At 64.9% G+C, this 24,994-nt stretch carries 20 protein-coding genes; 8 read left to right on the forward strand and 12 right to left on the reverse strand.

What is annotated here, in order from left to right; translation table 11 throughout:
* Nucleotides 1-382: MFS transporter (locus ACS5Q0_RS21805; RefSeq protein ID WP_473128755.1), on the reverse strand; the 382-nt coding region annotated here is incomplete at its 3' end.
* 323 nt (nucleotides 383-705) lie between these two features.
* On the reverse strand, nucleotides 706-1,659 hold the full coding sequence (locus ACS5Q0_RS21810) for an alpha/beta fold hydrolase (RefSeq protein WP_473128756.1): 954 nt from the start codon (nucleotides 1,657-1,659) through the stop codon (nucleotides 706-708).
* Nucleotides 1,660-1,750: 91 nt separating this feature from the next.
* On the opposite strand from ACS5Q0_RS21810, the gene ACS5Q0_RS21815 reads away from it, so the two are divergent.
* Complete coding sequence (locus ACS5Q0_RS21815) at nucleotides 1,751-2,326, forward strand: CGNR zinc finger domain-containing protein (protein ID WP_473128757.1); 576 nt, start codon at nucleotides 1,751-1,753, stop codon at nucleotides 2,324-2,326.
* 22 nt (nucleotides 2,327-2,348) lie between these two features.
* On the opposite strand, the gene ACS5Q0_RS21820 is transcribed toward ACS5Q0_RS21815, so the two are convergent.
* Nucleotides 2,349-3,299: a DMT family transporter gene (locus ACS5Q0_RS21820; protein WP_473128758.1), complete on the reverse strand. Its 951-nt coding sequence runs from the start codon at nucleotides 3,297-3,299 to the stop codon at nucleotides 2,349-2,351.
* Nucleotides 3,296-3,910 (reverse strand): nitroreductase family protein, encoded by a 615-nt coding sequence (locus ACS5Q0_RS21825; protein WP_473128759.1) that lies wholly within the window; start codon nucleotides 3,908-3,910, stop codon nucleotides 3,296-3,298. Before ACS5Q0_RS21825 ends, ACS5Q0_RS21820 begins: the two co-directional genes overlap by 4 nt.
* Before the next feature lie 111 nt (nucleotides 3,911-4,021).
* On the opposite strand from ACS5Q0_RS21825, the gene ACS5Q0_RS21830 reads away from it, so the two are divergent.
* Nucleotides 4,022-4,912: a LysR family transcriptional regulator gene (locus ACS5Q0_RS21830; protein WP_473128760.1), complete on the forward strand. Its 891-nt coding sequence runs from the start codon at nucleotides 4,022-4,024 to the stop codon at nucleotides 4,910-4,912.
* Between the two features lie 362 nt (nucleotides 4,913-5,274).
* Nucleotides 5,275-6,453 (forward strand): MFS transporter, encoded by a 1,179-nt coding sequence (locus ACS5Q0_RS21835; RefSeq protein WP_473128761.1) that lies wholly within the window; start codon nucleotides 5,275-5,277, stop codon nucleotides 6,451-6,453.
* Between the two features lie 498 nt (nucleotides 6,454-6,951).
* Here ACS5Q0_RS21835 and ACS5Q0_RS21840 read toward each other — a convergent pair whose 3' ends face one another.
* Entirely contained in the window at nucleotides 6,952-10,668 is a 3,717-nt protein-coding gene (locus ACS5Q0_RS21840) for a vitamin B12-dependent ribonucleotide reductase (RefSeq protein ID WP_473128762.1), read from the reverse strand.
* 964 nt (nucleotides 10,669-11,632) lie between these two features.
* Between ACS5Q0_RS21840 and ACS5Q0_RS21845 the strand changes: the two genes are divergently transcribed.
* The 4 genes from ACS5Q0_RS21845 (at nucleotide 11,633) to ACS5Q0_RS21860 (ending at nucleotide 15,110) form a co-directional block, all read left to right on the forward strand.
* Nucleotides 11,633-13,510, forward strand: coding sequence for a calcium-binding protein (locus tag ACS5Q0_RS21845; RefSeq protein ID WP_473128763.1), 1,878 nt, complete (start codon nucleotides 11,633-11,635; stop codon nucleotides 13,508-13,510).
* A gap of 151 nt (nucleotides 13,511-13,661) precedes the next feature.
* Nucleotides 13,662-14,075 (forward strand): NADH:ubiquinone oxidoreductase subunit NDUFA12, encoded by a 414-nt coding sequence (locus ACS5Q0_RS21850; RefSeq protein ID WP_473128764.1) that lies wholly within the window; start codon nucleotides 13,662-13,664, stop codon nucleotides 14,073-14,075.
* A 30-nt stretch (nucleotides 14,076-14,105) separates the two neighbouring features.
* Entirely contained in the window at nucleotides 14,106-14,324 is a 219-nt protein-coding gene (locus ACS5Q0_RS21855) for a hypothetical protein (protein ID WP_473128765.1), read from the forward strand.
* Between the two features lie 162 nt (nucleotides 14,325-14,486).
* Nucleotides 14,487-15,110 (forward strand): DUF2155 domain-containing protein, encoded by a 624-nt coding sequence (locus ACS5Q0_RS21860; RefSeq protein WP_473128766.1) that lies wholly within the window; start codon nucleotides 14,487-14,489, stop codon nucleotides 15,108-15,110.
* Between the two features lie 7 nt (nucleotides 15,111-15,117).
* Here ACS5Q0_RS21860 and ACS5Q0_RS21865 read toward each other — a convergent pair whose 3' ends face one another.
* The 6 genes from ACS5Q0_RS21865 to ACS5Q0_RS21890 form a co-directional block, all read right to left on the reverse strand.
* Nucleotides 15,118-15,942 (reverse strand): class I SAM-dependent methyltransferase, encoded by an 825-nt coding sequence (locus ACS5Q0_RS21865; protein WP_473128767.1) that lies wholly within the window; start codon nucleotides 15,940-15,942, stop codon nucleotides 15,118-15,120.
* Between the two features lie 199 nt (nucleotides 15,943-16,141).
* A complete protein-coding gene (gene aat, locus ACS5Q0_RS21870; protein ID WP_473128768.1) occupies nucleotides 16,142-16,807 on the reverse strand; it encodes a leucyl/phenylalanyl-tRNA--protein transferase in 666 nt (221 codons plus the stop codon).
* Nucleotides 16,808-16,990: 183 nt separating this feature from the next.
* Nucleotides 16,991-18,346 (reverse strand): acetyl-CoA carboxylase biotin carboxylase subunit, encoded by a 1,356-nt coding sequence (gene accC, locus ACS5Q0_RS21875; RefSeq protein WP_473128769.1) that lies wholly within the window; start codon nucleotides 18,344-18,346, stop codon nucleotides 16,991-16,993.
* 8 nt (nucleotides 18,347-18,354) lie between these two features.
* Entirely contained in the window at nucleotides 18,355-18,822 is a 468-nt protein-coding gene (gene accB / locus ACS5Q0_RS21880) for an acetyl-CoA carboxylase biotin carboxyl carrier protein (protein WP_473128770.1), read from the reverse strand.
* A gap of 26 nt (nucleotides 18,823-18,848) precedes the next feature.
* A complete protein-coding gene (aroQ, locus tag ACS5Q0_RS21885) occupies nucleotides 18,849-19,316 on the reverse strand; it encodes a type II 3-dehydroquinate dehydratase (protein ID WP_473128771.1) in 468 nt (155 codons plus the stop codon).
* A 261-nt stretch (nucleotides 19,317-19,577) separates the two neighbouring features.
* Complete coding sequence (locus tag ACS5Q0_RS21890) at nucleotides 19,578-20,357, reverse strand: DsbA family protein (protein ID WP_473128772.1); 780 nt, start codon at nucleotides 20,355-20,357, stop codon at nucleotides 19,578-19,580.
* Between the two features lie 238 nt (nucleotides 20,358-20,595).
* Here ACS5Q0_RS21890 and ACS5Q0_RS21895 point away from each other — a divergent pair, with 238 nt between their 5' ends.
* Nucleotides 20,596-21,777, forward strand: coding sequence for a pyridoxal phosphate-dependent aminotransferase (locus ACS5Q0_RS21895; protein WP_473128773.1), 1,182 nt, complete (start codon nucleotides 20,596-20,598; stop codon nucleotides 21,775-21,777).
* A 164-nt stretch (nucleotides 21,778-21,941) separates the two neighbouring features.
* On the opposite strand, the gene ACS5Q0_RS21900 is transcribed toward ACS5Q0_RS21895, so the two are convergent.
* On the reverse strand, nucleotides 21,942-24,689 hold the full coding sequence (locus tag ACS5Q0_RS21900) for an Rne/Rng family ribonuclease (RefSeq protein WP_473128774.1): 2,748 nt from the start codon (nucleotides 24,687-24,689) through the stop codon (nucleotides 21,942-21,944).
* Between the last annotated feature and the right edge of the window lie 305 nt (nucleotides 24,690-24,994).

Genomic DNA, 24,994 nt, shown 5'->3' on the forward strand with positions numbered 1-24,994 from the left:
GAACGGTCGCGAAGGTCGCTACCAGAGCCGCTGAAGCCCCGACCGCTTGCAAAAAGCGGAGGGCGACAAAGGGAATGGCGGTCGAGGATGCAGCCAGGCAGAATGACGCCGCCGCGAACAGGAACGCGCCGCCGATCAGCACGGGCCGCCGTCCGATGCGATCGGAGATCGGCCCGAAGATGATCTGGCCGAGGCCGAGCATCACCATGTAGAGGCTCAACGTGAGCTGAACGATGGCCGGACTGGTCCCGAGAATGCCCGGCATGGCCGGAACGATGGGGAGATAGATATCCATCGCCAGCGAGGCGAGAATATCGAAGGGCGCCATCAGCAGGAGCGCTGTCGGCAAGGAATAGGCCCACACGGGGGGCTTGGAAGACATGATGAGGCATCCGCTCAAATGAGAAACATTTGGCGGCGATCTGCCTGTCAGCATGGGCTGGGATCGGTTCGACAGACGCCGCAACAACAAGGAAAGCGTTGTTGCGGCTTACTTGTCCGACGAGGGTTCAGCTCCCATGCCACGGCTCCAGGTTCATGCGAGGTCAAAAGAGGGCCCGCTGATTATCATGTCGATCTGGAACGGACAATCCTCTCGGAACACCCGAGAGGACGTCACGGTAATCTGGAGGCGCTTGATATCGAATGCCGTGTCCAAGAGTGTGTGGATCCTGTTTCGCGGCCGCGCCGGCGAGTGGAGGCCCCTCACCGTGCGGCAAGCCTGCGATCGAGGAAGTCGAGCATGAGGCGGGCGATCGTCGGGGCATCTTCTTCCAGCGCGAAGTGACCCGTCTCGAGCAGGTGGACCTCGCTGTCCGGCACATCGCGTTCGTAGGCCCTCGCGCCGGCAGCCGTGAAGAACGGATCGTGCTTGCCCCAGACCACGAGGGTGGGTGGCCGGTGCTCACGCAGATAGCGCTGCCACCGCGGATACTGTCTGGGGTTGGCCCCGTAGTCATGCAGGAGGGCGAGCTGGATTTCGTCATTGCCCGGACGGTCGAGTCCCGCCTGGGCGTGCAGCCAGGCGTCCGGGCTGATCCGGCCCGGATCACGTGCGCCGTGCAGGTACTGGAACCTGGTCGTGTCCGGCGTGAGGAAGCCACGCAGCGTCCTCTCGGTCTCCGGTGTGCGTCGTTTCCAGGCGGGTCGGGCCGCATCCATGGCCGGCGACAGCCCCTCCTCATAGGCATTGGCGTTCTGGACGATGAGCGCGTTCACGCGCTCAGGGTGCCAGACGGCCATACGAAAGCCAACCGGACCTCCGAAGTCCTGCATGTAGAGGGCGTAGCTGTTGAGCCCGATGGCTTGCGTGAAGCGGCTCATGACGTCGGCCAGGCTGTCGAATGTATAGGCGAAGCTCGTGGGCGAAGGCGCACTGCTGAATCCGTAGCCTGGATAGTCGGGGGCAATGACATGATAGCGCTGCGCCAATTGTGGAATGAGATCGCGGAACATGTGCGAGGACGTTGGGAAGCCATGGAGGAGCAGCACGGCCGGCGCACCGGGTAAGCCGGCCTCGCGGTAGAAGATGTCGATCCCGTCGACGGCTTGGGTGCGATAGCGCACCTGCGCGGGATCGGCGTCAGCCGGGGCGGCCAGCAGCGCCGGGGCCAGGAGTCCGGCAGCCGAGAGGCGGGCGATTCGAGAGGCAAGGGTCATCTTCAGCTCCCAAAGAGGTAACTATCAAAATTGACATTTGATGGTTATTTCAGGCGATGGTAACCTGTCAAACATGATTTCAGAGGTTACCATGGAAGCCAGGGACTTCTCCTTCGTCGGCAATGCCCTTTGGGTTGATTTCCTCAACACGGAACCGGCTCGTCCCGGTGGGGGGCGAGACGATCTGATCAGTCCCCCCGGCGCTTTCGTGCGCTGGGCGAAAGCCGCCGGCCTGATCAGCTCAGAAGACTCATTCGAGCCGGATGAGACTTGGCTCGCGGAGGCTCGCCGGTTCCGCGCCACGTTGCGCGAAGGTGCCGAAGCCCTCGTTGCCGACCGGAGCCCGCCGGCGGCGACCATTGCTGCCGTGAACGAGAGGCTTGCCCGGAGCCCGGTCGTCTCGGCCCTCATCAAGGGTGGATCAGGGTGGGAGGTCCGGCCGCGCTTCGAAACACCGCTGGCCGATGCGCTCCTGGGCCGATTGGCAGCGGACTTTGCGGAAACGCTTGCATCAGGACGCACCGAGAGGCTGCGGCAGTGCGAACACCCCAACTGCGTGATGATGTTCATTGACACCAGCAAGAACGGCAAGCGCCGCTGGTGCAGCATGGAGACATGCGGCAATCGGGAGAAGGCTGCCGGACGTCGTGCAAGAACCAAGGGGTAAACCAGGGAGGCTGGCCGCAGTCTCATCCGGATTTCCGAAGCGGTGATGCGGTCAGACCGTCACTTGGTGCGTTCGCCATTGCACCTTGACCCGGGGCGGGCCTTTGCCGCGATGACGCAGTGGAACGGCGGTTGGCGTGCTGTCCGAGCCAGATGCTGCCGACGACGAGAATGCCACCAATGATCTGGAGCGCGGTCAGCGTCTGGTCCAGAACCAGCCATCCGAGCAGCACGGCGGTCACCGGGCTGAGCAAGAGCAGCGGCGAGACCACGGAGGGGTCCAGGCGCGTGATGCCCCGCAACCAGAGAAGATAGGTCAGGGCCATGCCGACCAGGCCGAGCCACGTCAGCGCGAGCAGGTTGGTCATGGTCGGGACCGGAATGACCGGCTCGAGCACGAGGGTAACCGGAACAAGAAGCAGGCCGCCGGCGGTCAGTTGCCATGCGGTGAAGGTCAGCAGGGAGACCGGCGGCTGCCACTTGCGGCTCAGCACCATCCCGCACGCCATGGAGCCGGCTCCAACCAGTCCCGCCAGGATACCGACCGGATCGAGGGCGGCACGTGGCGTCAGCACCAGCAGCGCGACGCCCGCGGCCCCGACAAGGGCGGCAACGATGGGCACGAGGCGGATCGGGCTGGCGAGTATGAAGTAGGCCAGAAACACCACCAGCAACGGCTGTACGGCTCCGACCGTGGCGGCTACGCCACCGGGAAGCCGATAAGCCGCGATGAACAGCATGCTCAGGAAGACCGAGAAGTTCAGAGCGCCGAGCACGAAGCTCCGTGCCCACCAGATCCCGGTCGGCAGTTGTCGCACGATCAGAAGCAGCAGCAGCCCGGCCGGCAAGGCGCGAAGCATCGCGACCGTCAGCGGCGAGAAGTTCGGCAGGAACTCGGTGGTGACGACGTAGGTGCTGCCCCAGATCGCAGGGGCGATGGCCGTCAGCAGCACATCGGAAGCGTTCGGTCTCATGCGATCTCCAGGACTTCGGCCAGCGGGCGACGGGGCTTCTGCGGCCAGTTGCCCGGGGCAGCGCGGCCGATCGCGACGAGCATTACAGGCACCTCGTCCGGCCCGAGGCCGAACGCACGCGCCACGCCTTCGGCATCGAACCCGACCATCGGACCCGAGGCGAGGCCCAGCGCCTCGGCGGCATACATCAGCGTCGCGGCGCCGAGGGTGGCCGAGCGGACGGCCTCGTCGCGGGCTGTCCGGGGATCGGCATACTGCGCGCGGGCGCCCTCCTGCCAGCCCAAGGCCATGTCCGCCGCCATGTACCCGGCCTGTACGAAGGGATGCAGCCGCTCGGGGATGGCAGCGTGGTCAGGCAGCATCCCACAGACGATGAAGGTGACGGCAGCGTCCGACACCTTCGCCTGGCCATAGGCGAGGCTGCGCAGGCGTGTTTTGGCCTCGCGGGTCCGTACCGCGACGAAGCGCCAGTTCTGGAGGTTGTAGGCGGTCGGCGCCCGCGTCGCGAGGCGCGTCAGGTCCGCGATCTCCGCATCCGTCAGCGCATGGCCGGCATCGAACCGGTTGGTCGAGACGCGTTGCTCGATGAGCGCGATGGCAGGGTTGGTCACTTTTCTGTCTCCGAAGGAAAGAAGTGTTCGGAGGAGGAGAGTAGAAACTTGGCTGATGGTTGATAATTCGGCATATCGAAAAGACATTGTTCACCAGAAGAGAACGATCCGATGGACCGCTTCACCGCGTTGCAGGTCTTCCGCCACGTCGCCGAACGGAACAGCTTCGCCGAGGCCGGACGGCGGCTCGGCCTGTCGCCGGCGGCGGTCAGCAAGAACATCGCCGAGCTGGAGGCGCATGTGGGCGCCCGCCTCATCCACCGGACGACGCGGCGCATGGCGCTCACGGAGGAGGGCAGAATCTACCTGGAGCACGTCGTGCGCGGGCTGGATGCGCTCTCGGAGGCGGATGCGGCCCTGTCCCCGCTGAAGAAGGAGCCGAGCGGCACCCTGCGGGTCAGCGCGCCGATGACCGTTACCCTGACACGGCTTTCCGCGGCGATCCCCCGCTTCCTGTCCCGCTATCCGGAGATCACCCTGGACCTCCATCTCGACGACCGGCGGGTCGACCTGATCCGGGAGGGTTTCGACCTCGCCATCCGCGGCAGCGACAGCCTGGAGGACGCCAGCCTGATCGCCAGGAAGCTCGCGGTCATGCCGCACGTGCTGTGCGCGGCGCCGACCTACTTCGAGGCGCATGGCAGGCCGGAGGCGCCATCCGACCTGCGGTCGCACGAGTGCGTCCGATTCAGCCTGTCGGGACATGCGGACGTATGGGAGTTCCGCAAGGACGGTCGCACCGAGCGGATCCCGATCAGCGCCCGGTATTCGGTGACATCGAGCCTCGCCGTACGCGACGCGCTGCGCGAAGGCTTCGGTCTCAGCCTGATGCCGAAGCCCTACGTCGAGGACGACCTGAGGGAAGGGCGCCTCCAATGCGTCCTGGAGGACTGGAGCACGGTGGAAACCACGCTTTATGCCATCTACCCGTCCCGGCAGCACCTCGCCCCGAAGGTCCACGCGTTCTTCGGCTTCCTCGTGGAGGAGTTCGGCCGGCCGTGAGGACGATCACACGTCCGGGGACGAATGCAGCCTTTCATGCCGCCCTCCCGCTCGATGCCGCGACGTGGTCGCCGGAGTCGATCGGAGCCTTCCTCCGCCGGAGGCGCTTTCCCGGACACTGTCCGAGCTTGTGGCGGTACCCGCAATTCAAGGCCGCAGCAGAAGGCTCCAGAGGCCAGTCATTACCTCACGCGTAATCGACCCTCTCTCCTGCCTGAGCAAAGCTGGGCCGAGCACTGAACGGGCGGAAGCAAGCCGGGGTTGCGGACATCGCGTTCAGCCTCTGGGCTGAAGCCAAACCGGCACTCCCCATGGTTCGCGTGCTCGCCGGATCGTCCATGCCCATGCAGGAGAGTTGATTGATGGATCCACGTGTTCTTCTTCTCACGATGGCCGCCTTGGCCTTCGGATCGGGGGCTTACGTCTTTGGGGGGCTTTTGGATCCCATGGCGCGAGACATCGGTGTCTCCGTGGCTGCGGTGGGCCAGTTGCAGACCGCTTTTGTGATCTCGGCCGCCGTCGGCGGGCCGCTCCTCGCCCTGTGGGGCGGGAGGACGGACCGGAGGCGGCTTCTCGTTTTCGCGCTGGTGGCAGTCACCGGATTTACCGTCTGGTGCGCCTTTGCGTCGAACTTCGGCCTGCTCGTTCTCCTTCGGGTTCTTGCCGGCGCCACGGGCGGGATCGTCATGCCCGTTGCCGGTGCGGCCGCCGCAGCCCTTGTCCCAGCATCCCGGCGCGGATCAGCCATCGCAATGGTGCTCGGTGGAATGACGCTCGCATTCCTGCTCGGGATCCCCTTGGGCAGTCTTGTCGGGGACCTGTTCGGATGTAGAGCGACATTCCTTTTCGCCGCATTGCTGTCGGGCATCGCGTGCGCGGGGATCGCGCTGCTGCTGCCGCGCATGCCCCATGCCATGGCAACGGAGAACACCCGAATCGAATGGCGCCATGTCGGTCCACTCGTCATGCTGACCCTGCTCTCCTTCGCCGCGACAATGGCCGTCGTCTCCTACATTGGCCCAGTGCTCGAGGTGGAAGCAGGAATCCAGGGCGGAAAAGTCGGCGTTTTTCAGGCGATCATGGGGATCGGAGCCCTGATGGGTCTTGTGCTCGGTGGGCGAGCCGCCAATGGCAAGGCCATCCGCGGGGCAATTGCCGGAGCCTTCGCCCTTATCCTGGTTGCGCAACTGATCCATTTTGCCCGGCTCGAAGCGGGGGTTCCGGGCGGCCTGCCCTCGGTGATGCTGGTCGGGTGGGCTGTCTTCTCGTCGGCGCTCGCCCTATTCGCGATCATGCCGATTGTCCAGGCCAGGCTCGTGTCGATCTCTCCCGGTGCTGCCGCGATAGTGCTCGCTGTGAACGGGTCCATGAACTATCTGGGGCAAGGACTTGGTGCTGGACTTGGTGGTCTTGCCATCCGCACCTTTGGGCTTCCGTCAGTTGCGCTTTTGGGTGCCATCCTCGCTCTCGTCGGTCTGCTGTTGGCTGCGAGCTATCACCGTGGCCGTCTTGTGGCTTCGCTACCGCCAATGGCTACATGAGCCTGGGCTGTGTAACGGCTGCGGTACCGCCGGCCCATCACTGAAGCAGGCATCGATGCGAGATGGCGACAATCCTCTCGTCAGGAACCAGCCAGGCACGCAGCTGTCGGAGTCTGCCGCCTCGCCAGCCAGCCATTCCCGCACGGCCCCAACGTTCCCGTCATCGGCGGGCCGTCCGGGACAATTTGATCGCACGGCGATTAGAGCTCCGCTGAGCGACTTTTCGGCTCTGGAAGGGAATGCTCCCAGCCACCTCGATTAAGGGGTGCTGTTGACGCTCTAATGAGGTCGCTTTCTGAGCCCCCTCTTCGCGAGAGTGACCTCTCCGCCACGGTGGCAAGTTTTCTCTTCCAAATGACAGAAGGCCGCTGCAAGCGGCCTTCGTCAGAGTTTGTCACCACTCCAGGGTGCGCTAGATTTTGTCTCCGTTTGAGGCGCGGTTAGCGAGATTCTCGCCAACCTTTGTGAGCGTCCTCACAAACAGACCCTGCGCCGGGCTTACGAGCACCCCGTCGTGCTGCCGCACGTATCGCACTTCAAGCACGTCCCGTTCCGAACCAGCGTGAAGTTCGCGCATTCGGGACACGCTTCGCCCACGTAGCCCTTCATCTTGGCCTCGGCGCGCTTGTCGGCGAGGGAGGGGGCGGCTGCGGGGGCGGAGAAGGCGAGTTTGGCCATCTCGGCTTCGCCGACCTTTTCCTCCGCCTGCGGGGCGGGCTGGGCGAGCTCGCTCTTGAGCGCGGTCGCGCCTACCGTCACGCCGCCCGTGCGCTGCGTCACGCCTCCGCCGCTGGCGGCGCCGCCGCCGGGGATGAGCATGAGGCGGTCCACGTTACCGCGGGTGAAGCCGCGGGACACGATGGCCGTGGCGGGAGCCGCTTCCGGCGCCTTCGACTGGGCTTCGCCCGAGCCGATGGTGGTGGGGCCTGCCTCGGACGGATCCACATGGGCGAGATCGTTGCGGGCGAGATAGGACACCGCGAGCTCGCGGAATACGTAGTCCAGGATCGAGGTCGCGGACTTGATGCGCTCGTTGCCCTGCACGAAGCCGGCCGGCTCGAAGCGCGTGAAGGTGAAGGCCTCCACGTATTCCTCCAGCGGCACGCCGTATTGCAGGCCGAGCGAGATCGCGATGGCGAAGTTGTTCATCATCGCCCGGAAGGCCGCGCCTTCCTTGTGCATGTCGATGAAGATTTCGCCGAGGCGACCGTCGTCGTATTCGCCGGTGCGCAGATACACTTTATGGCCACCGACGACGGCCTTCTGGGTGTAGCCCTTGCGGCGGTCGGGCATCTTCTCGCGCTCGCGCAGGGCAACGATGCGTTCGACCACCTTCTCGACGATCTTCTCCGACACGTGGGCGGCTTTCGCGGCGGCGGGGAGGGCGGTGACCGCTTCCACCGCGTCCTCCGCGTCCTCGTCCTCATCGGCGATGAGGGCGGAGTTCAGCGGCTGCGAGAGCTTGGAGCCGTCGCGGTAGAGGGCGTTCGCCTTCAGCGCCAGCTTCCAGGAGAGCATGTAGGCGTTCTTGCAATCCTCGACGGTGGCGTCGTTGGGCATGTTGATGGTCTTGGAGATCGCGCCCGAGATGAAGGGCTGCGCCGCCGCCATCATACGGATGTGGCTCTCCACCGAGAGATAGCGCTTGCCGATCTTGCCGCACGGGTTGGCGCAATCGAACACCGCGTAATGCTCGGTCTTCAGGAAGGGCGCGCCTTCGAGGGTCATCGCGCCGCAGATGTGGATGTTCGCGGCCTCGACGTCGGCCTTCGAGAAGCCCAGGAAGGAGAGCAGGTCGAAGGACGGATCGCTGAGCTTCTCCGCGGGCACTTTGAGCGTGCCGGTGAGGAAGTCCTCGCCGAGAGTCCAGCGGTTGAAGACGAACTTGATGTCGAAGGCCGATTTCAGGCCCTTCTCCACGGCTTCGATCTTCTCGTCCGTGAAGCCCTTGGCCCGCAGCGAGCCCGGGTTGATGGCCGGAGCCTGCTTCATGGAGCCGTGGCCGACCGCGTAGGCCTCGATCTCGGCGATCTCGGATTCACGGTAGCCGAGCGCGCGCAGCGCGTCGGGCACGGCGCGGTTGATGATCTTGAAATAGCCGCCGCCGGCGAGCTTCTTGAACTTCACGAGAGCGAAGTCGGGCTCGATGCCGGTGGTGTCGCAATCCATCACGAGGCCGATCGTGCCGGTCGGCGCGATCACGGTGGATTGCGCGTTGCGGTAGCCGTTCGCCTCGCCGAGTTCGAGCGCCTTGTCCCAGGCGGATTTCGCATGGGCGATCAGGTCGGCGTCCGGGCAGGAGGCGTGATCGAGCGGAACCGGATTGACGGACAGGCCCTCGTAGCCCTCCGCCTGACCATGCGCCGCGCGGCGATGGTTGCGGATCACGCGCAGCATGTGCTTCGCGTTGGCCTTGTAGTTCGGGAACGCGCCGAGCTCGCCCGCCATCTCGGCGGAGGTGGCATAGGACACGCCGGTCATGATCGCGGTGATCGCGCCGCCGAGCGCACGGCCCGCGTCCGAATCGTAGGGCAGGCCCATGGTCATGAGCAGGCCGCCGATATTGGCGTAGCCCAGGCCGAGGGTGCGGTACTCATACGAGAGCTGCGCGATCTCCTTCGACGGGAACTGCGCCATCAGCACCGAGATTTCGAGCACGATGGTCCACAGGCGGCAGGCATGCTCGAACGACTCCGCGTCGAACTTGTGCGCCGCGCGGTCGAAGAACTGCAGCAGGTTGGCGGAGGCGAGGTTGCACGCCGTGTCGTCGAGGAACATGTATTCCGAGCAGGGGTTCGACGCCCGGATGCGGCCACCGGCGGGGCTGGTGTGCCAGTCGTTCATGGTGGTGTTGAAATGCAGGCCCGGATCGGCCGAGGCCCAGGCCGCGTGGCCGATCTGCTCCCACAGGTCGCGGGCCTTGAGAACCTTCACGGGCTTGCCGTCCTTGCGGGCGGTGAGCTTCCACTCGCCATCCGATTCCACGGCGCGCAAAAAGTCGTCGGTCACCGAGACGGAGTTGTTGGAGTTCTGGCCCGAGACCGTGAGATAGGCCTCCGAATCCCAATCCGTGTCATAAACGGGGAAGTCGATGTCGGTGTAGCCCTGGCGCGCGAACTGGATGACGCGCTTGATGTAGTTGTCCGGGATCTGGACCCGGCGGGCCATCTTGATCTCTTTCTTCAGAGCCGGGTTCTTCTCCGGATCGAAGCAGGCGTCGCCTTCGGCCTCGCAGTTCACGCAGGCCTTCATGATGGCCTTGAGGTGCTTGGCAGCGAGCTTGGAGCCGGCGACGAGGGCCGCCACCTTCTGCTCTTCCTTCACCTTCCAGTCGATGTAGCTCTCGATGTCCGGGTGATCGACGTCGACCACCACCATCTTCGCCGCGCGGCGGGTGGTGCCGCCCGACTTGATCGCGCCCGCGGCGCGGTCGCCGATCTTGAGGAAGGACATGAGGCCCGACGAACGGCCGCCGCCGGAGAGCTTCTCGCCCTCGCCGCGCAGCTTGGAGAAGTTGGAGCCGGTGCCCGAGCCGTACTTGAACAGGCGCGCCTCGCGGACCCACAGGTCCATGATGCCGCCCTCGTTCACCAGATCGTCCTCGACGCTCTGGATGAAGCAGGCATGCGGCTGCGGGTGCTCGTAGGCCGATTTCGACTTCGTCAGCTTGCCGGTCTTGTAGTCCACGTAATAGTGGCCCTGGCCGGGGCCGTCGATGCCGTAGGCCCAGTGCAGGCCGGTGTTGAACCATTGCGGGGAGTTCGGCGCGACCATCTGGTTGGCGAGCATGTAGCGCAGCTCGTCATAGAAGGTCTGCGCATCCTCTTCCGACGAGAAGTAGCCGCCCTTCCAGCCCCAATAGGTCCAGCAGCCCGCGAGGCGGTCGAACACCTGCTTGGAGGAGATTTCGGAGCCGAAGCGGCTCTCTTCCGGCAGCTTGGCGAGTTCCGCCTCGTCGGGCACCGAGCGCCAGAGCCAGGAGGGAACGTCGTTCTCTTCCACCTTCTTCAGGCGGGCCGGAACGCCGGCTTTGCGGAAATATTTCTGGGCGAGGACGTCGGACGCCACCTGGCTCCAGGTCTCCGGCACCTCGATGTTCTCGAGCCGGAAGACGATGGACCCGTCCGGATTGCGGATCTCGCTCGTGGCGAGCCGGAAGGCGAGGGAGGAATAGGGCGATTGCCCGGTTTGCGTATAACGCCGCTCGATCCGCATCTGTCTGATCCCTTGGTACGGAGGCAAAAAGCCTCCGGGCTGCGAAACGTGTCCGCAGCGATTGCCCCACAACTATTTTTTTAACGCCCCCACGGTCCGCTCGTGTCGAACCGCCACTCGCACGCCCGAGTCACGTCTCCTTCGGACACCACAGTCCCCGCGGCAATCGCTTCGCCGCGTGGCCCTGACGCTGACTCTTGGGAGATTTCAACCCCTCCTCACAGAGGGGCCGCCGGTCTCAGATCGGCACTCCGGCAAGCTAGTCGTCTTAAGGGTCCTGCGTCAAGAACTTGTAGCGACGGCCCTGGTTCCGTCTATATGTAGTGGGCAATTGTTAAAAATGTGGAAAAGTGGCTAAGCTCCGGAGAATCCTTTCAGAATCCCGGAGCATAAATTCTGCCGGCGAATTTGCCGGTGCACAAATCGTGGTTAACGGCGGGCCCGAGCCCCGAAATGTTGTGTTGTGCGGTTCTGCTTCCTGAGGCCGGGGAGAATGTCTTCGGGCCTGAGCCGAAGGCGGAAAACCAAGGGAAGACCCCTCGCATGGTGCTGATCGAATCGGCGGCGCGGCCTCGGGCGTTGTTGCTGCGATTCGAGCTGCCGGTGGATGGACCCAGGGAGGTGGCCGTTGAGGTAAATTCTTCCGGGAGGCCGAATAGGTGAGCGCACGCAACCGCCTCAGAAAAGATTCAAAATCCTCATGTTTGGATAGAGAAATGTCCGACGATACTTTATGAAGCCGAGAGTTGCTAAGTAATGCTGTGCATTCAACGTTGTTGTTCTATTGATTTGCTGCTTCTCCGAGTGGGATGGCAAAATAAATTACCTCTGGTTGAGATTTCTAAAGTGCATTTAAATCGTAGGTAGTATCGCGAGACGTTTTCAGCATCTGTTGAATGTTACTTGATTACGTTTCATTTTGGTCTAGTTTCCTATCAAAGCTTGGCCTTAATGGAGACCGATCATGGCAACGGCTCAACAGATTTTGCTCGCCGAACTTGCTCGCATCTTCGGCGGAAGTGCCATTCCCTATGGCGGCACGGCGGTGAGCGGCGGCCCGATCACGGGAAGTCCGGAGACGGAATCGCAGGATGATGCCGACGCGGACGATACGTCGGAGGACGGGGATGACGGGCTTCAGCTCGAATTTGGACCCATCGTTTGCATAAGCGGTTGCCCAACTCCTGACGGACAGCTTCCTCAGGCAACCCCTCTGATCTTCTCCATGAGTGAGATCACCGGGGAGCTTCCTCGGGCAGCGACCCTTATTTTCGATCTCACCGAGGAAGACCCCTCGGGCGATGATGAGGAAGCCGAGGAAGAATCCATCGAGGTGGTTAGGGTCGGCGCTCTGACCTTGACTGCGGCTTCGGGGACTTACATCGTCCATACCGCGCTTGGCACCTCTGGGAACGACCGGATCGAGGGCTCGGGATGGTTCTTTGCGGCAGGAGGGAATGACACGCTGATCGGCGGCGCGGGGTCGGACATCCTGAGCGGCGGCGACGGCAATGACGTTCTCTCCGGGGGCAAGGGAGCCGATATTCTCTCCGGCGGTTCCGGCACCGACACGGTGAGCTATGGCACGAGCCAGCCCGGCATCAACGGCGAGGGCGTGCGCGTCAATCTCGCCACCGGGGTCGGCCTGCAGGGCGACGCCCACGGCGACCGGCTGTTCGACATCGAGAACGTGGTCGGCAGCGCCGGCAACGACTTCATCAGCGTCGGCAACGACGTCTACGCCGATTTCGACGGCGCCGACTACATGGCCCAGAACCCGGATCTCGCCGCCTATGCGGCCCAGAACGGCCTCGATCCGCAGGCCTGGGGCTTCCATCACTGGCGCTATTTCGGCAGCGTCGAGGGCCGCCCGGGCGGCTGGCACGGGCAGAGCCAGGGGCCCGGCGCGGATTGGAGCACCAGCTTCGATGCGCAAGGCTATCTCGCGGCCAATCCCGACATCAAGGCCTATATGGACGCCAACCAGCTCGACATCAGCTTTGCCTATCACCACTGGATCGCCTGCGGCCGCGACGAGGGCCGCACCGGCGCGCTCAAGGCCGCGGGCGCGGTGATCGACGGCGGCGCGGGCAGCGACGTGATCGTCGGCGGCCTCGCCAGCGACGTGCTCTATGGCGGCACCGGCGCCGACACGCTCGACGGCCACGATGGCCAGGACGTGCTGCTCGGCGGCGCCGGCGCGGACAGCCTCGACGGCGGCGAGGGCGCTGACCAGCTCTTCGGCAGCCAGGGCAACGACACGCTGATCGGCGGCGCGGGCGACGACAGCCTGGAGGGCGGCGACGGCTCTGATCGCCTGGAGGGCGGCGACGGCGCCGACCGGCTCTCCGGCCAGGCCGGCCAGGACGTGCTGCTCGGCGGGGCGGGCGCCGACACGCTGGAGGCGGGCGCCGACAACGATCATGTCGTCGGCGACGACGGCAACGACGTGCTGCGCGGCGGCTCAGGCGCCGATTTCCTGCATGGCGGCAATGGCGATGACGTGCTCCAGGGCGGGGCCGGGCTCGACGTGCTCTATGGCGGAGCGGGCCGTGACACCTTCGTGTTCGATGTCGCCGCCGACCGGGATGCGCAGGCCTATGCCTACGTGCCGGTGGTGGTGGACCGGATCAAGGACCTGGAGGTCGGGGACCGGCTCCAGATCGACGGGGCGGGCTCGGTGGTGTTCAACCGGCAGGCGTTCTACAACTGGACCGGGACGAGCTATGCGGTGAGCTACGAGACGACGGTGCTGGTCGACAACAAGTACCAGCTCGTGCTGGAGAATTACGGCCGCAACCTGTCCTGGGACGCCGCCTCGCACATGCTGATCGCCTATTGAGCCCAGCCGCCGACCGACCACACGAAAGGGGCGCTCCACGCGCCCCTTTTGGAATGGAAAATTGCGAAGGGGCGGTGCGCGCAATCCTTTCTGGACTTTGCGAAAGTCCGACGCCATATTCCGGCCAGCTTTTCGACCCTATGGCAGACGCATGAAACAGTTTTGGACGCAGTTCTTCACCTGGTGGAACGGGCAGACCCTCGGCACCCGCTTCTTTACGTGGCGCAAGGGGCAGTTCGTGGGCCAGGACGAGTTCGGCAATCGCTATTACCGCTACACCCAGGCTCAGCCGATCGACTCGAATGTGGGCGCCGAGCGTCGCTGGGTCATCTATAACGGCGACGCCGATGCCTCCAGGGTCCCTCCTGGCTGGCGCGCCTGGCTCTGCCACAACGGCGATGTGCCTCCGAGCGAGGAAAACTATCAGCCGCATTCCTGGGAGAGGCCTTACGTGCCCAACATGACCGGCACGCCTCAGGCCTATCGCCCCCAAGGGTCCCAGCTCTCCACCGGCCGGCGTCCCGCCGCGACCGGCGACTATGTTCCCTGGACGCCGGGCGAGTAATGCCCTCGCGGCCTTGCTCCTGAGGATGTCATGCTGAACCGTCCCCAACCGCGCACCTGCATCGAATGTGGCCTGCCTTACGGCCACGGCGATTTCGCGTATCACGCCGGCAAGTCTGAGAACGGCCCGTCCTATTGGTCGGATCGCGGTCTCCTGTGCTCCGTGACCTGCTCCACGGCTCATTACGAGCGCCGGGAGAAGGAGGGCGATGCCATGAAGGTGCCCGCGCCGAATCCTCTGGAGCGGTGATTCCCGCCGGGCCGGGGCCCGTCCCGAAAGGGCGTGTCCAACGGGTCTCTTTTCCTCGCTTGCCCTTTTTCCATCATGGTTCGCGTGTTATCGCGTTGCCGGAACCCGATACAGGCCTTTCTTGGCTGTAGAACCAGTTCACAAGGGGCATGGATTAAGACAATGAAGTTCGAATGGACGCGGGCCGCCCTGGTGCTCGCCTCGGTCGTCGGCGCGGCCGGCGCGGCTCAGGCGGACAGAATCAAGAATCCGACGGCCGTCTTTTCCGGTCTCGACAAGATCACCGGACGCATCGTCTCGTTCGAGGTGAAGATCGATGAGACGGTTCAGTTCGGCGCGCTCCAGATGACGCCGCGCGTCTGCTTCACGAAGCCGCCGACGGAAACCCCGAACACCACGTCCTTCGTCGAGGTGGAGGAGCCCGGCAGCGAAGGGGGCACCCGCAAGGTGTTCTCGGGCTGGATGTTCGCCTCGAGCCCCGGCCTGCACGGCATCGAGCACCCGGTCTACGATATCTGGCTCGTGGATTGCAAAGGCGGCACCGAGGTGATCGCCGAGCCGAAGGAGACGCCCGAGGAGCTGCCGCCGATCGAGCCGAACACGCAGCGCACATCGTCAGAGCCCGGTCGCCCCCGCGACATCATGGCTCCGCCCGATTCGAACGCTGCCCGGCCGCTGCCGCCCGCGCCGCCCCTGACGAGCGCCCCGCCTCAGCCGCGGCAGCCGGCGCGACGCAACGGCCCGGATTTCAACCGGAACGCGCCCCTCATCAATACGGACCGTTGATCGCAGGTCAGGCGCTATCCTCCTTGGCTGCCTCCGGAACGTCTCCCCGGCAAGCCCACGCGACCGCTGTGAACGAGCGTGGGCCATCGGGCTCACCGGCTTCATAGGCCGCCCTGACAGCCTCTTCGGCGCTCGCGAGGCGCGCCGGATCGAGACTTGCGACATAACTTCCGAGAGGGCCCTCGCCCGCGGCGAACGGCTCCCAATAATCCGCGAAGTTCTCATAATCCATTCGGATCAGGAGCTCGGTCTCCTGGACGTTCGACAAGCCCTGAGCGATGAAGCAACGCTTCATCTCGCCCGGCCGCATCATGGGCTGGAAGCAATAACGGTGGCGCAGCTCCCGGGCTCTCTCGTCCTGCATGGCGAGCGTATCCAGCATCATGCGCATGCCCGACATGCCGCCGAGGTGGTCCCAAACGGCTGCCGCGATCCTGCCGCCGGGGCGAACCACCCGGCGCATCTCAGCCACCGCCTTGCCGGTCTCGGGGATGAAATGCAGGACCAGCAGGGCCAGGGCGCGGTCGAACCGGCCGTCCGGGAACACGAGGGCGCAGGCATCGCCTTCCTGGATCGTGATCCTCGGATCGTCGTTCCGCCGTTGCGCCTCCTCGACGAAGGCGGACGAGTAGTCGATCGCGGTGATCTCGCGCACCTCTGCCGCCCGAGGCAAGGCGAAGGTGAGGCTCCCTGTGCCGCATCCGACATCCAGAACCCGTTCGCCGTTGGCAAGGCCGGCGAAGCCGATGAACGGCTCGGCCAAGTTCTTGCTCCAGCGACCCATGAGTTGCTCGTACCCGGCAGCATTGCGTACATTGAAGCTCGACGGCATGGCGTGTGATCCTCCTCTGCGAGTGTTCCCCAGCCCAAGGTCGACGAGATACGCTTTCACAGATCTAGAGCATCGGACCCAAAAGTGGATTTGCACTTTTGGGATCGATCCGATGCTCCCTTCTTGGATGAGCGCATCGTGGGACGCGGACCCAGCGGGCCGCGCAGCGAAAACCGGATCCACTTTTCCGCACGATGCGCTAGAGCGCGGCGAGGATCTCCTCGCCGCTCACGCTTCGGCCTTTCGGCCAAGCATTCCAATTGCCCTCGTGCTCCATGGCGACGCGGAGCATCTGCTTATAGCTGCGCCGGGGGATCTCGACAGCGCCGAACTGCGCCAGGTGCGAGGTCACGAACTGGGTGTCGAGAAGGGTGAAGCCGCCGCGCTTCAGCCGCGCGACGAGATGAACCAGCGCGATCTTCGAGGCATCGCGCTCCGTATGGAACATGCTTTCGCCGAAGAACGCGCCTTTGAGGCGCACGCCATAGAGGCCGCCCACGAGGCGATCGTCGCGGTAGACCTCGACCGTGTGGCAGAAGCCCGCATCGAACAATTGCCCGTACAGGTCCCGGATGCGCCGGTTGATCCAGGTTTTTTCCCGGTCGGTGGCGGGCGCCGCGCAGCCTGCGATCACCGCATCGAAATCGCGGTCGACATGGACCTTGAATTCGTCGGAGCGAACCGTGCGGGCCAGGCGCTTTGGAACGTGGAAGGCGTCGAGCGGAATGATGCCCCTTTCCCGGGGCTCGACCCAGAACAGGGACGGATCGTCCGCATCCTCGGCCATGGGAAAGATGCCCGCGGCATAGGCCTTGAGCAGAATCTCAGGGGTGATGGTGATGCTATCGTCCGATGGCTTAGTCATCCACCAGCATGTCCAATCGTTCGGGCCCTGTCAGCACACATAGAACGACTAGTACCCAAGGTTAGACCGGAGGCCCGTCGATTTTTGAGAAAGGGCGTTCCTCCCGGTCCGCGGCATGGGGAATGTTCGGGGCTTAGCCCTCATCCCCTTGCGGCGGCCGACCGGGAGGAAGCCTGTCATCAATCAGGCCTCTTCCAGCCCGCCCGTCTTCAGGAAATTCTCGAGCCAGTGGATGTCGTACTGGCCGTTCTGAATGTCCGGGTTGCGCACGAGGGTGCGGAAGAGCGGGAGCGTGGTGTCCACGCCGTCCACCACGAACTCGTCGAGGGCGCGGCGCAGGCGCATGAGGCACTCGTTGCGGGTGCGGCCGTGCACGATGAGCTTGCCCACGAGGGAATCGTAGTGCGGCGGGATCCGGTAGCCCTGGTAGGCCGCCGAGTCGACGCGCACGCCGAGGCCGCCCGGCGGGTGGAAATAGCTGATCGTTCCGGGCGAGGGGCGGAAGGTCGAAGGATGCTCCGCGTTCACGCGGCATTCGATGGCATGGCCCTCGATCTTGATGTCTTCCTGCTTCACCGAGAGCGGGTGGCCCGCAGCGACGCGGATCTGCTCGTTCACCAGGTCGATTCCGGTGATCATCTCCGTGACGGGGTGCTCCACTTGAATACGAGTGTTCATCTCGATGAAGTAGAACTCGCCGTCCTCGTAGAGGAACTCGATGGTTCCGGCGCCCGCATATTGCAGCTCCTGCATGGCTTTCGCCACGACGCCGCCGATGCGCTCACGCATTTCGACGTTCAGGGCAGGCGAGGGGCCTTCCTCCCAGACCTTCTGGTGGCGGCGCTGGAGCGAGCAGTCGCGCTCGCCCAGATGGATCGCGCCGCCCTTGCCGTCGCCGAGAACCTGGATCTCGATATGGCGCGGCTTCTCGAGGTACTTCTCGATATAGACGGCGTCGTCGCCGAAGGCAGCCTTCGCCTCGGTCTTGGCGGTCTGGAGCGCGTGGACGAGATCGGCCTCGTTGCGGGCGACCTTCATGCCGCGTCCGCCGCCGCCGGCCGCCGCCTTGATGATGACCGGATAGCCGATTTCGCCAGCGACCTTCCTGGCCTCGTCCTCGTCGGAAATTCCGCCCTCGGAGCCGGGAACGCAGGGGATGCCGAGGCGCTTGGCGGTGCGCTTCGCCTCGATCTTGTCGCCCATGATGCGGATATGCTCCGCCTTGGGGCCGATGAAGGCGATGTGGTGATGCTCCAGCACTTCCGCGAAGCGGGCGTTCTCGGAGAGAAAGCCGTAGCCGGGATGGATGGCGTCCGCGCCGGTGATCTCACAGGCGGCGATCAGGGCCGGGATGTTGAGATAGCTGTCGCGGGCGGCAGGCGGCCCGATGCAGACGCTCTCGTCGGCGAGCCGCACATGCATGGCGTCGGCGTCGGCGGTGGAATGCACCGCGACGGTGGCGATCCCGAGTTCCTTCGCTGCCCGCAGGATGCGCAGGGCGATCTCGCCTCGGTTGGCAATGAGGATCTTATCGAACATGTCGCGCCTTACTCGATGACGAGGAGGGGTTCGCCGTATTCAACAGGAGTTCCGTCTTCGACAAAGATGGCGGTCACGGTGCCGGCGCGGGGAGCGACGATTTCGTTGAAGGTCTTCATGGCCTCGACGAGGAGAACCTTGTCGCCGGCCTGGACCTTGGAGCCGATCTCCACGAAAGCCTTCGCTTCCGGCGAGGGCTTGCGGTAGGCGGTGCCGACCATGGGCGAGAGCACCGCGCCGGGATGGGGCGCGCCGGGCTTGGCTGCGACCGATACATCGGCAGCGGCCGGGGGCGGGGCGACGATCGGAGCCGGAGCAAGCGCCGCGGGAGCCGCAACCGTCACGGCCTGGATCGTGCGGGCCACGCGGATGCGAAGGTCGCCCTTCTCCACTTCGATCTCGCTGAGATCCGTTTCGGCGATCATGTTCGCCAGCTCCCGGACGAGATCGGGATCGAAAGGGTTGTCCTTGGCCATGGGGCTCACCTCTTTATTGTGAGGAACTAGTGCTGGGAAGGCTTCGGCAGTCGGGCCCGCTCGACCATGACACGGTGAACCGCCTCAAGCCCGAGCAGATAGCTCATGGGGCCGAAACCGCAGATCACGCCGACTGACACGGGTGCGATGAGCGAGCGATGGCGAAAGCCTTCGCGAGCATGAACGTTGGAAAGATGGATCTCGATCGTCGGAGCGCCGCTGCCGGAGATGGCATCGCGCAGAGCGATCGAGGTGTGGGTATATGCGCCGGCATTGATGACGATGCCCGCGCCCTGGACTCCCGCCTCCTGGATCCAGTCGACCAGCTGTCCTTCGTGGTTCGACTGGCGGAACGTGATCGCCACCCCCAGGGCCTCCGCCTTCTCGCGCACGAGCTTCTCGACATCCGCCAGCGTGGTGCTGCCGTAGATCTGGGGCTCTCGGGTGCCGAGCAGATTGAGGTTGGGTCCGTTGAGGACGTGGACGTTGATCATCGTGAAAGGAGCGTTCCATAAAGCCCCGTCAGGCGGAGCCGAAACGCCCTCTTATCCAAAAGGCGGGCATGGGGGAAGGGGAAAACCAAGGGTTTCCAGAGCTTGGCGCGATTTCCGTAAGGGCATTGAGGCCCGGGGAGGCGCTTTCCGCGCCATGGCTGGGCTTGTCCCGGCCATCCACGTCTCGAGAATATGGCAATCAAAGACGTGGATCCCCGGCATGAGGCCGGGGATGACGTGGAGGGAGACGATGGGCCGTGCTTAGCCGCAAGTGGCCTTGCCGCAGGAGCGGACGTTGTCGATGAGCTGCTTCAGGGGCTCGATGCCGACCGCGCCGGGAATGACCGCCTCGCCGATGATGAAGGCCGGCGTGCCGGTGAGGCTCAGCTTGTCGCCGAGCGCCATGTTCTCCTGAAGGGCGCCGCGCACCTCGGGGCTGTCGATATCCTTCTGGAGCTTGGCCATGTCGACGCCCATCTCCTTGGCGACCGCCATGGCGCGCTCGCCGTTTACGCGGCCGCGGGTTTCCAGAACCTTCACATGGTAGTCGAAGAGCTTCTGGCCCTGCAGGTGCTTCTTGACGGCGAGGGCCACCCGGCTCGCTTCCACGGAATCGGGGCCGAGCACGGGGAAGTCCTTCAGCACGATGCGCAGCTTGGGATCGCTCTTGACCAGCGTCTGGAGGTCGGAGAGGGCCTTTTTGCAATAGCCGCAATTGTAGTCGAAGAACTCGACCAGAGTGATGTCGCCGGAGGGGTTGCCGACCACGTAGGAATGAGGGGCGTTCAGAAGCGCCTGCTTGGTTTCCTGCACGGCGCTCGCCTGGGAGGCCTGCTGGGCTTCGGCCTGCCGCTTCTCGAGCTCGCCGATCACCTCCGTGAGAACCTCGGGGTTCTTCAGGAGGTATTCCTTCACGATTTCGCCGATCGCCTGTTTCTGCTGGTCGTTGAAGACGGCAGTCTGGGCCATGGCGGCCGGGGCGACAGCGAGGGCGCCGAACAGGGCCGCGGCCCGGCAGGTGTTGAGAAGCGAGAAACGCATATCCGATCCTTTGCGGAGTGTCCTGTTGCAGCCTGCCCGGTGCGGTGGTTCGAGATCCGGCTGAACGAGATATCTGGCGTGAGTTAGCGGTTTGGGGAGCGCGGCGTCAAATCACGCCTTCGTATTCTCAAACCGGCTCGTCACTCGGGAAAAGATGGGGATGGCTCGAGCAAGCCCGGCCATGACGGCCGAAACATGGTTCTTGAGGCCGGCTTTCCAAAGGGCTACGAGCCTTTCCATGACAAAATCGATCGCCACTCAGAACCTTCCCCTCATCGCCCGCCGCATGGACCGGGTCTCGTCCTTCCTGGCCATGGATGTGTTGAGCGCCGCTGCGGCGAAAGAAAGGCGAGGCGACAGCGTGATTCATATGGAGGTGGGCCAGCCTTCCGCTCCCGCTCCCCGGGTGGCCCGCGAGGCGGCCAAGGCCGCGCTCGATCTCGGCCGAATCGGGTACACGGAAGCCCTCGGAATCGCAGCCCTGCGAGAGCGGATCGCCCGCCATTACAAAGATGCCTATGGCGTCTCCATCGCCCCTGAGCGCGTCGTCGTGACGACAGGATCCTCGGCGGGCTTCGTGCTGGCTTTCCTGAGCCTCTTCGACGCGGGCCAGCGGGTGGCCATCACGGCTCCCGGCTATCCGGCCTATCGCAACATCCTCGAAGCGCTCGGCATCGAACCGGTGGTGATTCCGCTCGCGAAAGCGGACGGATGGATCATGACCGCCCGGGCCATCGAGAGGGCCCATGCGGAAAAGCCGCTCCACGGCATCCTCGCCATGAGCCCGGCCAATCCCTCCGGCACCATGATCGGCCGAAAGGCGCTGGGCGAACTGGGCGAAGCCTGCCGCCGGCTGGGGCTGTGGTTCGTCTCGGACGAGATCTATCACGGGCTCACCTATGGCGAGGACGCCTCGACGGCGCTCGCCTCGGACGACGACGCGGTGATCATCAACTCGTTCTCGAAATATTACTGCATGACCGGCTGGCGCATCGGCTGGATCGTCGTGCCCGACCGGCTCGTGCGGCCGATCGAGCGGCTGGCGCAGAACCTCTACATCTCGCCGCCCTACCTCTCGCAGGTCGCGGCGCTCGCCGCCTTCGACGCCACTGAGGAGCTGGAGGCCGTGAAGGCGGGCTATGCCCGGAACCGCGCCTACCTGCTCGAAGAGCTGCCCCGGATCGGGATCGCCGACATGCATCCGGTGGACGGCGCCTTCTACATCTATGCCGACATCGCCCGTTACACGAACGATTCCATCGGCTTCTGCAAGCGCATGCTGGAAGAGACGGGCGTCGCGGCAACCCCCGGCCTCGACTTCGATCCCATCGAGGGCTCGCACTACATGCGCCTGTCCTTCGCAGGGTCGGAGAATGATTGCCGGGAGACGGTGGAGCGGCTCAGGGGATGGCTGAGGTAGGAAGTTCCGTCGCCATGCCCGCACGTGGTGCGGGCATCCACGCCTTCGAACTGCGGCACAGACGTGGATGGCCGGGACGAGCCTGGCCATGACGAAAGTGATAAGAGGCGGAAATCACTTCAACGAAAATGCCCGGCTTTCGCCGGGCATTTTGCTTTTGGAATTTACGATCCGCTGAGAACCGACTTGGCCTTCGACCACCAGCCGGCGCGCTTCGGGCGCTCCGGGTCGGGCGGAGTGAGCACGACGGCGACCGGCTCGGGCTCGGGAACCACGGGACGCGGGGCTTCCTCGGCCTCCGCGGCAAGCTGCGGCTCGGGCTTGGTCTCGATGGGCTGCTCCTCGGCGCGGGCAGGCTCCTCGGCATGGGCCTGTTCCTGGGGCGCTGCGGGCTCCTGAGCGGAAGCGGTTTCGCCGGCCGGCTCGTCGAGGGTGCCGACCGCCTGGGCGACGGCCTCGGTTGCAGCCACGAAACCTTCCTCGGTCGCGAATGTCTCGATGGCCTCGTCGCGACCCCGGCCCCGACCGCCGCGGCGGCCCCGGCGACGGCGGCGACGGCCATTGTCCTCGGATTCCTCGGACTCGGCGCCTACGGTCTCCTCGCCGGAGGCCTCTGCGCCTTCGCCTTCCTGTTCCTCGGTCTCGGGAAGGTCGCTCTCGGCGGCTTCTTCGTCATGGTCCGCGCCCGCGACGGCCTCACGGTCGCGCCCGCGACGGCGGCGACGGCGGCGGCGGCGGCGGCCATTGCCATCGCCGTCCTCACGGCCTTCCTCGGAGGCCTGGGCCTCCTCTTCGGCCTGTTCCTCGTCCTCGACCTCGATCTCGGGCTCGACTTCCTCAACCACGTCCATCGGGGCGATGGCGTCGATCTGGATACCGGTCGCGGCCGATTTGTGCTCGAGGCGCAGGGCAGGCTCGCCTCGGTCGATCACGTAATTCGTCGTGCCGGTGAGCGAGTCGTCCGCCACCACGGAGATCGCCACGCCGAAGCGGGTCTCCAGCTCGCGCAGGTGCAGGCGCTTCTGGTTGAGAATGTAGAACGCCGCCTCCATCCGCGTGCGGACGATCAGGTTGTAGCCGGCATTCTTGATGAGCGTTTCCTCGATCGAGCGCAGCACGTGGAGCGCGACGGAGGGCGTCGAACGGATGAAGCCCGTGCCGGCGCAGTGCGGGCAGGGGACGGAGGAGGATTCGAGCACGCCCGTGCGGATGCGCTGGCGCGACATCTCCAGGAGGCCGAAGGGCGAGATGCGGCCGACCTGAATGCGGGCGCGGTCGTTCTTCAGGCACTCGTTGAGCTTCTTCTCGACAGCGCGATTGTTGCGCTTCTCTTCCATGTCGATGAAGTCGATGACCACGAGGCCGGCGAGGTCGCGCAGGCGAAGCTGGCGGGCGATTTCCTCGGCCGCTTCGAGGTTCGTGCGCAGGGCCGTGTCCTCGATGTTGTGCTCGCGGGTGGATCGGCCGGAGTTGACGTCGATGGAGACCAGGGCTTCCGTCGGGTTGATGACGAGGTAGCCGCCGGACTTCAGCGTCACGACGTTGGAGAACATCGCGTCGAGCTGGGCTTCCACCCCGTATTTCGCGAAGAGCGGCTGCGGCTCGCGGTAGGGCTGGACGATCTTGGCATGGCTCGGCATGAGCATGCGCATGAAGTCCTTGGCCTCGCGGTAGCCGTCCTCGCCGGAGACGAGGATATCGTCGATCTCCTTGTTGTAGAGGTCGCGGATGGCGCGCTTGATGAGCGAACCTTCCTCATAGACCAGGGCGGGGGCCGAGGAATTGAGGGTCAGCTCGCGCACGCTCTCCCACAGGCGCATCAGATATTCATAGTCGCGCTTGATCTCGGGCTTCGTGCGGGATGCGCCGGCGGTGCGCAGGATGATGCCCATTCCCTCGGGCACCTCCAGTTCCTGGGCGATTTCCTTCAGGCGCTTGCGGTCGGCCGCATTGGTGATCTTGCGCGAGATGCCGCCGCCCCGGCCCGTATTGGGCATGAGCACAGAATAGCGGCCGGCGAGGGACAGATAGGTGGTCAGCGCCGCGCCCTTGTTGCCGCGCTCTTCCTTCACGACCTGGACGAGCAGGATCTGGCGGCGCTTGATGACCTCTTGAATCTTGTACTGCTTGCGCGGGACACGGCGCTGGGGAAGGTCCTCCATCGCATCGCCGCCGCCGAGCTGCTCGACGTGATCCTCGTCCTCGCCTTCGGCGTGGTCGTCGTGCTCTTCCTCGTCTTCGTCGTGCTCGCCGTCCTCGTCGCCGGAGACCTCAGCATCCTCGGACGCGCCATCGGCGGGTGCCGCGGCCTCGCGAGACTCGGTCTCCCCGCCTTCGCCGTCCGCGACCTCGGCCGGAGCCTCCTGGCTTTCGGGGAGGGCCTGGGCTCCCTCGGGGCCTTCGACGGCCTGGGCCGTTTCCACGGCTTCGCCCGACGCAGGCTCGAAGTCGCCCGCAGCCGCGATCAGGTCGGCGGTCTCATCGGTGCCCTCGGCGGGAGCGGGAGCCTCCGTGCCGGCCTCGGCCTCGGAGGAGGCGACCGTCTCGTCGCTGTTCGCGCGGCGCGGCGCGGACCGGCGGCGCCGGTGACGGCGACGCTCCTCCTCGCGCTCCTCCTCCGCCTGAGCTTCGGCTTCGGCTTCGAGGAGAGCCTGACGGTCGGCGACCGGGATCTGGTAGTAGTCCGGGTGAATTTCGCTGAAGGCGAGGAAACCGTGGCGGTTGCCCCCATACTCGACGAACGCCGCCTGAAGGGACGGCTCTACGCGGGTGACCTTCGCGAGATAGATGTTCCCGCGTAGCTGCTTCCGGTTAGCGGATTCGAAGTCGAACTCCTCGACCTTCTGGCCGCGCACCACCACGACCCGGGTTTCTTCCGGGTGGGAGGCATCGATGAGCATCTTGTTTGCCATGTTGAACTCTCGACATGGCGATCGAGGGCAGGACCTGAGGCAGGGGCCGCAGTGAAGGCGGGTGGCCGCGCCGCGTGAGACAGCGGCGGGCTGAAATTGCGTTCGGAGTGCTGTCGATCGCCATCGTGCGCCGCAGAGGGGCGCATTCTGGGTTGAAACGGGCCGGCTTTGAGCCGGATGTGGTGAGGGAAGGGCGAGCGCGAAAAGAAACGCGCGCTTCGAACGGTGCCGGGACGAGAGTCAAAGCTGACTTCGTGTGCGCAACCATTCAAGACTGCCCTTTCTAGGAATCGATGGACCGGACG

The organism is Microvirga sp. HS2 (assembly GCF_055792805.1).

Bases quoted from the DNA above. Each gene is read 5' to 3' on its own strand.
- ACS5Q0_RS21855 (WP_473128765.1), top strand. From the start codon at position 14,106: ATGCTGAACCGTCCCCAACCGCGCACCTGCATCGAATGTGGCCTGCCT.
- ACS5Q0_RS21810 (WP_473128756.1), bottom strand. From the start codon at position 1,659: ATGACCCTTGCCTCTCGAATCGCCCGCCTCTCGGCTGCCGGACTCCTG.
- ACS5Q0_RS21895 (WP_473128773.1), top strand. From the start codon at position 20,596: ATGACAAAATCGATCGCCACTCAGAACCTTCCCCTCATCGCCCGCCGC.
- ACS5Q0_RS21820 (WP_473128758.1), bottom strand. From the start codon at position 3,299: ATGAGACCGAACGCTTCCGATGTGCTGCTGACGGCCATCGCCCCTGCG.
- ACS5Q0_RS21815 (WP_473128757.1), top strand. From the start codon at position 1,751: ATGGAAGCCAGGGACTTCTCCTTCGTCGGCAATGCCCTTTGGGTTGAT.
- accB (WP_473128770.1), bottom strand. From the start codon at position 18,822: ATGGCCAAGGACAACCCTTTCGATCCCGATCTCGTCCGGGAGCTGGCG.
- ACS5Q0_RS21830 (WP_473128760.1), top strand. From the start codon at position 4,022: ATGGACCGCTTCACCGCGTTGCAGGTCTTCCGCCACGTCGCCGAACGG.
- ACS5Q0_RS21840 (WP_473128762.1), bottom strand. From the start codon at position 10,668: ATGCGGATCGAGCGGCGTTATACGCAAACCGGGCAATCGCCCTATTCC.
- ACS5Q0_RS21865 (WP_473128767.1), bottom strand. From the start codon at position 15,942: ATGCCGTCGAGCTTCAATGTACGCAATGCTGCCGGGTACGAGCAACTC.
- ACS5Q0_RS21860 (WP_473128766.1), top strand. From the start codon at position 14,487: ATGAAGTTCGAATGGACGCGGGCCGCCCTGGTGCTCGCCTCGGTCGTC.
- ACS5Q0_RS21835 (WP_473128761.1), top strand. From the start codon at position 5,275: ATGGATCCACGTGTTCTTCTTCTCACGATGGCCGCCTTGGCCTTCGGA.
- ACS5Q0_RS21850 (WP_473128764.1), top strand. From the start codon at position 13,662: ATGAAACAGTTTTGGACGCAGTTCTTCACCTGGTGGAACGGGCAGACC.
- ACS5Q0_RS21890 (WP_473128772.1), bottom strand. From the start codon at position 20,357: ATGCGTTTCTCGCTTCTCAACACCTGCCGGGCCGCGGCCCTGTTCGGC.
- aat (WP_473128768.1), bottom strand. From the start codon at position 16,807: ATGACTAAGCCATCGGACGATAGCATCACCATCACCCCTGAGATTCTG.
- ACS5Q0_RS21900 (WP_473128774.1), bottom strand. From the start codon at position 24,689: ATGGCAAACAAGATGCTCATCGATGCCTCCCACCCGGAAGAAACCCGG.
- ACS5Q0_RS21845 (WP_473128763.1), top strand. From the start codon at position 11,633: ATGGCAACGGCTCAACAGATTTTGCTCGCCGAACTTGCTCGCATCTTC.
- accC (WP_473128769.1), bottom strand. From the start codon at position 18,346: ATGTTCGATAAGATCCTCATTGCCAACCGAGGCGAGATCGCCCTGCGC.
- aroQ (WP_473128771.1), bottom strand. From the start codon at position 19,316: ATGATCAACGTCCACGTCCTCAACGGACCCAACCTCAATCTGCTCGGC.